Origin of the sequence: Pseudomonas oryzihabitans (assembly GCF_032027545.1) — a bacterium.
In the GTDB taxonomy this organism is placed as follows: Bacteria; Pseudomonadota; Gammaproteobacteria; order Pseudomonadales; family Pseudomonadaceae; genus Chryseomonas; species Chryseomonas oryzihabitans_F.
On the sequence record NZ_JAVSJB010000047.1, the window covers coordinates 1 to 7,119 of the forward strand.

Here is a 7,119-nt window from a genome sequence, read left to right on the forward strand (position 1 = left end):
TCTCAGCCTGACCCTGGGCGGCACCTACCAGGGCGCCGGGCGCCTGAGCAGCGGCAACGACTTCACCCTGGGCGCCGGGCAAGTGCTGCTGGACAACCCCAATGCCCGCCTGACGGCTGGCAGCGGCACCACCACCTTCAACATCGGCGGCCTGCTGCGTAACCAGGCGCGCATCACCTCGGCAGGTAACTTCACCCTCAATGCCGGACAAGTCGTCAACCAGGGCACCCTGGGCGCCTCAGGCAACCTCACGATCAACACCCCGAGCCTGACCAACCAGAACAGCAGCCTCATCTTTAGTGGAGGCGATATGGCATTCGGGGTGAATGACTTCACCAACCGCTATGCCGATGTGTATAGCTTGGGTCGTCTGCTAGTCGCTCGTGATAGCTCAGCTACTCAGCGTGCCAGCCGCTTCAAAAATATATCCGCGACGATGGAAAGCGCAGGCGATATGACACTTCGCGTGGATGAGATAATCAATCGTAAGGATATTCTAAATTATAGTGAGCAATTCATTTCTGGTGACATAGCCTACGAGTGCCTTAACTGTAAAGGCAGGCACTACGACCTGTATTATTATGTCACTCAAAAACTGAAAAGAGTTATTAGCGCTGACTCGCGGAGCGCCTCCTTACTCTCTGGGGGAGGTCTCCAGGCTGATAGTAATAACTTTAGCAATAAATACAGTGTTATCAGTGCTTCTCGCGATATCGATATTCGGACAGGTAACTTCGAGAACACTGGTGCTGCTGACTCGGTAGTGGAAAGATTTCTACAATACCGCAATCCAGATGATTCCGAAAGTAAAGATGTTTTTTACTCTTTGATTGGAGAGGGTGGGGCTGTTAATGAATATAATAAGTATATGGCCGAGAGGAAGCACCGCTATTTAGAGACTGTTCGTCTTGGTGGGAGAGATGGCGGTACGGAAACTCGATTTCTTAATAGAAATGAACAGGTTGTAAACGAGTCGAATCCTGACTACTCACCTTCTAGGCAGGTGGCTCTGCCTGGCATATTTTCCACCTATACCCAAGTAGATTCCCGAGAGACCGTTACCAGTACCGGCGCCAGCGCAATGGCGGTAGTGCAGGCCGGCGGCAGTGTCCGTATCGAGGCGTCGCAAAACCTTTCCAATGGCCTCGTACAGCAGGGCATAGGCGTACAGCGTGGGGGTAATCGCACGCAAAATACCCAGGTTCCGGGCGTTGCGGTTCAAACGACGGTTACCTTTAACTCCCAACTACCTCCAGATCTAGCCCAGCAACAAGTTAACCCCACCACGCTCCCCGGCTTCTCCCTGCCTACAGGCCAAAACGGCCTATTTCGTCTCAGTAATCAGCAGGGCGGTGAGGCGGAGCTAAAGACCGTTACTCAGACGGAAGGGGTACGCAGCACTCAGGTCGCTACTGTCGATAAGGCCGCCATTCAGATAGCCAAATACACAGCGGGGCGTAGTGGCGACGCTATCCAGCAAGTGTTGAGTACCCAAACAGGCAACGTTTCGCCGCTGCGCGCCGAGAAAGTTGTAGGCACGACGGCCATGCCGAACCAGTTAGCAGGGGATGCTATATCTGTAGCGAGCGCCTCCTCTGAAGCTGCGATGTACTCGCCGATAGCCGTAGTCGGCAAGATGAGCGATGACCGTCTTGCGAAGGGCACTGGTGGAGAAATTGCTGCCAGAGGTATCGAGCCAAGCGAAACGCTGGTGGCCCTTCCCAGTACGGTGGGTAGCTATCTTCCCCACCGCTACCTGGTGGAAACCAACCCGGCGCTGACCGACCTCAAGCAGTTCATGAGTTCGGACTACCTGCTGGACAACCTCAACTACAACCCCGACACCAGCTGGAAACGCCTGGGCGATGGACTCTACGAACAGCGGCTGATCCAGCAAGCCATCGTCCAACGGACCGGACAGCGCTTCATCGCCGGCTTGAGCAGCGACGAAGCCCAGTTCAAGTACCTGATGGACAACGCCCTGCAGAGCAAGCAGGCGCTAGGCTTGAGCGTGGGCGTGAGCCTCACCGCTGAGCAGGTCGCGGCCCTGACCCATGACATCGTCTGGATGGAAGACCAGATCGTGAATGGCGAGCATGTGCTGGTCCCCGTGCTCTACCTGGCCAACGCCAATAACCGCTTGGCGCCCAACGGCGCGCTCATCCAGGGCAGCGACGTCACCCTGATCGCCGGCAACGACTTGACCAACGCCGGTACCTTGAGAGCCACCAACAATCTCACAGCTACCGCCACCAACAACCTGGTCAACAGCGGTCTGATCCAGTCCGGTGATCGGCTGAGCCTGACCAGTACCACGGGCGACATCAGCAACCGCGCCGGGGGCATCATCGCCGGTCGGGACGTGAGCTTGGACGCGACTCGTGGCGATATCCTGAATGAGCGCACCCTTACCACTCATACGGCCAGTTACGAGGGGAGATCATTACGCCAGGACTATGTGGATAACGCCGCTCGAATCGAGGCCGCCAACGACCTGACACTTAGCGCAGGACGAGACATCAGCAATATCGGTGGTGCGCTAAGCAGCGGTCGGGACTTGACCCTGCAAGCAGGCCGCGACCTGAAGATAAGTAGTGTTGAAGCAGAAAATAGGACTGCCTATGGTTCTAATTATCTAGTTTCCACAACGAATCAGCTAGCGGGTACGGTTCAGGCAGGACGCGACCTCTCCTTGGAGTCGACGCGAAACATCGAGGTCACCGCTAGCAATCTTTCGGCAGGCCGTGATGCATCTCTTTATACCTATGAAGGCGACATCACGCTGACGTCTGCTGCCAACCGGTCCGATTCGATCGCACGCAGCAAAAAGACAGGTACTGAAACCCATAACGTCACCCAGCAATCAGCGACACTGGTCGCTGGGAGAGACGTTTCCATAGATTCTGGAAGGGATCTGGGTGTGATTGGTAGCTCGGTAAAAGCGGGTGCTGACGTCATCCTGAACGCCGTGCAAGACACCACCATCGCCGCCGCCAAGGACGAAAGCTCCTATTCTTATTTCAAGAAGAAGAAAGGCTCTTTTGGCAAGCGCAGTATTACCGAGCAAGGGAGCTATGACAGTACCAATGTCGCCTCCGTCATTGAGGCTGGCAATGATCTGACCATCAACGCCAGCAAAGCCGACGATGGAAGCATCAGCCTTGATGGTGGACGTAATGTCACTGTAATCGGTAGCCAGCTGCGTTCGGGCAATGACCTCCTGCTTGGTGCCACCCAAGACGTCAACATCCTGTCTGGTAGCGAAGAGCACGGTGCCTATAGCAAGAAGACCAAATCAGGATCATTCGGTCTTTCGAAAAGCGGGAAAACTGCGCTCGAAACCTCGACTACCCAGATCAGTAGCGAACTCGAAGCAGGGCAAGATACCGTTATCGTCGCCGGAAACGACGTCAAGGTACGAGGCAGCAACGTGAGTGCCGGCCGCGATGCGGAATTGCGTGCCGGGGTTGTGACTGAGACGGGCGATGTCACCCTGGGCAGTACCAGCGACAGCCAGTACACCTACAACGAGCAATACAAGAAGAAGTTTGGTCTTTCCTTTTCGGACGCTATGGGATTGGCGATTGGAGCGCCCTCCTGGGGCGGCGACCTGACCTTGAATTCCGGCAAGAAGGCAGGCCAGGAGTCGACCAGTGCTTCCAGCGTAGGTAGCTATATATCGGCCGAACGCGACGTTACGCTCAAAGCGCAGCGTGATGTCAATGTGGTGGGTAGTGGCGTTAGCGCAGGCCGTACCGCCACTCTGAGTGCCGGTCGCGATGTCAACGTCCTGGCTGACACCGACGCCCAGAGTTCCAGTCAGTGGCAGACGCGCAAGACGTACGGACTCAAACAGACCGTCGACAGCAATGCCTACACCACTTTCGTCGGCAACGAGACGATCAAGGACAAGACCACTAACTACGGACTTACCGCAGCCGCTAGCCAGATCGATGCCGGTCTGGATATCAACATCGCGGCTAAGCGGGACGTCCTCGTTCAGGGGGCTGATCTTTACGCCGATAACGACATCAATCTAAAGGCTCAACGCAACGTTCGCATCGAGGCGGCTGGCGAGCGTAACGAAACCACGACCAGCCACAGCCAGAGTCGTACCGGGACCACAACCAGCGTCAACTACAACTTCGGCAACACCGTTGATGCGGTAAGAGGCGTTGGCCAAGGCGAGAACACGGTCAGCCAGGTATCGGGAGGCCTCAGGGCCGTCGATGCGGTCGGCCAGTATCTGGCAGGTCCTACCTTCGATGGCCAAGCAGGTAGCAATCGCCAAGGGCAGACCGTCACCCAGATCAGTCAGAGTGCTAGAGGTTCGAGCTTTTCTGCGGGCAATGACATCAACGTGGTTGCTGACAACGACGTCAGCGTCATTGGTGGCCAGTTCCAGGCCGGGCGCGACATCAACGTCAAAGGCCGGGATGTCGTCTTCGACGTCGCTCGGGGTGTAGACACCAGCGAGTCGCAGCAGGATCAGCGCAAGAGCGGCTTCAAGGGCGGTACCAGTGGTGGCTTCAAGGTTGGCTATGGCGTGGGTGTGGGCACTGCCAACCAGGACAGCAGCCAAGGCACCTCGAGTGCGACCCAACTGGATGCCGGTCGCAACATCAACCTGAATTCTTCGAACGATCTGACCCTAGTAGGCACCCAGGCACATGCCAACAACGATTTGACGCTCAACGCCGGCAACGACCTGACTATCCGTGCTGCGAGTAACGACAGCAATAGCGATAGCAGTCGGCACAGCGGTGGTGCCGAAGCCGGTATTACGGTAGGGCGCGATGGTTTGGGTGTTTACGGTAGCGTCAACATTGGCCGTGGGCAGCTGGACCGAGAAGGGGTTCAGCAGCAGGAAGCCTATCTCTACGGCGGTGGCAAGGTCTCCTTCACCAGTGGCCGAGACACCACAGTTGCAGGCGCCACGATTCGTGGCCAGGACGTCGCGGGCGATGTGGGCCGTAACCTCTCCGTGTCCTCGCTGCCCGATACCGGCAAGGCTAACGGTCGAGAGTACGACGCCAGCCTGACCGTCACTGTGGGCTATGGCGCCAGCGTGAGTGGCTCGGTTGGCTACGGTGAAACCAATGGTCAGACCAACTGGGTCAACCGGCAAACCGGGATCACAGCTGCCGACAGCCTGAACATCCGCACCGGCAACCATACCCAACTCGATGGCGCGGTACTGGCCTCGGATAACGGCAACCTCAAGCTGGACACCGGTAGCCTGGGCTTCCGCGACATCGCCGGAGAAGACCGTGAGCACGGCTACTACCTGAACGTCGGAGGTACCTACGGGCTGAGCAACGGTGCGTCTGGTAGCAGTAGTGCTCAACAGGATCCCAGCCGTGTAGGTAAAGAAAATAGCGGTAGTAATGGCTGGAGCGTCGAAGGCTATGACTACCAGAAGGACCGCGAGCAGATCGTCCGAGCCACGGTGGGGGCCGGTGAGATCACCGTACGCCAGGATGCCGAAACGGGTCAGGACTCCACGGCGGGTCTGAATCGTGACAAGGACCATAGCTCCGAAATCACTAAGGATGAAAGCAGTCGTACTGATTTCTATGCCAGTGATTCGTCGATTAAAGCGGTAAGCCAGCCCACGACCACGGCGAAAGACTGGGCTAGGCAGCTCACTGAGTACGACAAGACCGCAGCGCAAAACTTTAAAGAAGTCGGATTGGTGATCGGTAATCAGCTGGATGCTTTCATGCATCCGGGAGCTGGTGCTGAGGCGATCAAAGCAGGTGGCGCGGAGATTGCTGGTCAGGCGTTGAGTGCATTGCTGGAGTCGGGATTGCCACGTGACAAGGCAAGGGCTTTGTTGGCGAATGAGCAGTTCCAGAGCGAAGTTTTGGATGCCCTGAAGGGAATCAGCGACTACGGTAAGGGCGGCCAACTCGAAAAGACTCGCCAAGGCCTTGCCGAAGCGGGTATTCCGGAGGTCGTCCAGCTTGAGGACATGAATATCGAGGGACGGCCTGCTACCTTGGCAGAGGTGGTGTTAGAGCGCTCATCGCAGATCAACGCGTACATTAAGGCCCATCCCGACCAAGCGGAAACGGTTGGCTTGGTAATGGCGGCAGCACAAGGTCCCAAAGGACTCATACTTCTGGCTGTGAATAGTGTGATCAGCCAAACCGCCTATGCTGAAAAAGTCAAAGAGGCGGTTGATGTAGCTGGGCAATATGTTGCCGAAAGTATGCAAAAGACCGACTTGGATGCCAAGGACGAGTACGGTAGCTACTTAATCGGTGGCGGGACGCTCATAGCTACTACGTTGTTGGGTATCGTTAGTGTCAAGGTGGTGGGGGCTGGTAAGAAAATTCTTTCCAGAAAGGAAAGTTCGGGAGCGGCGCATAACGAGATAGAATCAAATAATGGGGGCGCTTTTCCTGAGCAGACTTTTAATTTTACTCAAAGGCAACTTGATAAAAAGTTCAAACATGCATCGGACTTTGGTGTTATTACTACAAAGAAAAACCCAGAAACGCTTGCACAGTTTGAGTCGGCAATAAAAGCACATATGAGCGATGCAGCTACCGTTCAGAAAGGTACATATGGATTTGTCAAAGATTCTAAAGTTTTCTTCAACTCGGCCACCAATAACGTGGTTGTTGTTGATGGTGCAGGGAATTTTGTTACAGGGTTTAAACTTGCTCCCGGGACGCAGCAATTTGATAACTTTATGAAAAACGGTATTCTGAGATGAGTTTTGTTTTGCTGGGGTTTGCTAGGTCTTTTGTTTTAAGAAAAATAACTGCTGAGGAGTTTGCAGATAAATATATCGAACTTTGGAAAATAGAGCGGGATTCCGGGCTTCTTCTTCACGACGAACCTGTTTTAAGTGAGTGTTTATCTAGCATATTTTGTCTTGCAGATATGTATTGCGCGAGTGACGATTGCCGAGAAGAGTACGAAATCAATAGTGATCAGTTGATGCTTGAGGTTTCAAAAATTGTCAACTCAATAGAACTTGATGGTTAGTGCTTAAAGGTGTCTCTGGCAGGGCAATAGGGCAATAGGGGACAGGGCAATAGGGGACACAGGGCAATAGGGGACACAGGGCAATAGGGGACAGACCACGTTTTATCGATCTAGGATTAC

At 55.0% G+C, this 7,119-nt stretch carries 2 protein-coding genes and 1 pseudogene; all 3 read left to right on the forward strand.

Features of this window, described 5'->3' with window-relative positions; all coding sequences use genetic code 11:
• Nucleotides 1-1,228 precede the first annotated feature (1,228 nt).
• Nucleotides 1,229-1,345: pseudogene (locus RND78_RS28610) on the forward strand (hypothetical protein); the annotation flags it as partial.
• A 201-nt stretch (nt 1,346-1,546) separates the two neighbouring features.
• Nucleotides 1,547-6,724 carry a hemagglutinin repeat-containing protein gene (locus RND78_RS27275; protein WP_409457144.1) on the forward strand — a complete coding sequence of 1,726 codons (5,178 nt, stop codon included), beginning with the start codon at nt 1,547-1,549 and terminating at the stop codon, nt 6,722-6,724.
• Complete coding sequence (locus RND78_RS27280) at nt 6,721-6,999, forward strand: colicin immunity domain-containing protein (protein WP_312733321.1); 279 nt, start codon at nt 6,721-6,723, stop codon at nt 6,997-6,999. Before RND78_RS27275 ends, RND78_RS27280 begins: the two co-directional genes overlap by 4 nt.
• The last annotated feature ends 120 nt before the right edge of the window (nt 7,000-7,119 follow it).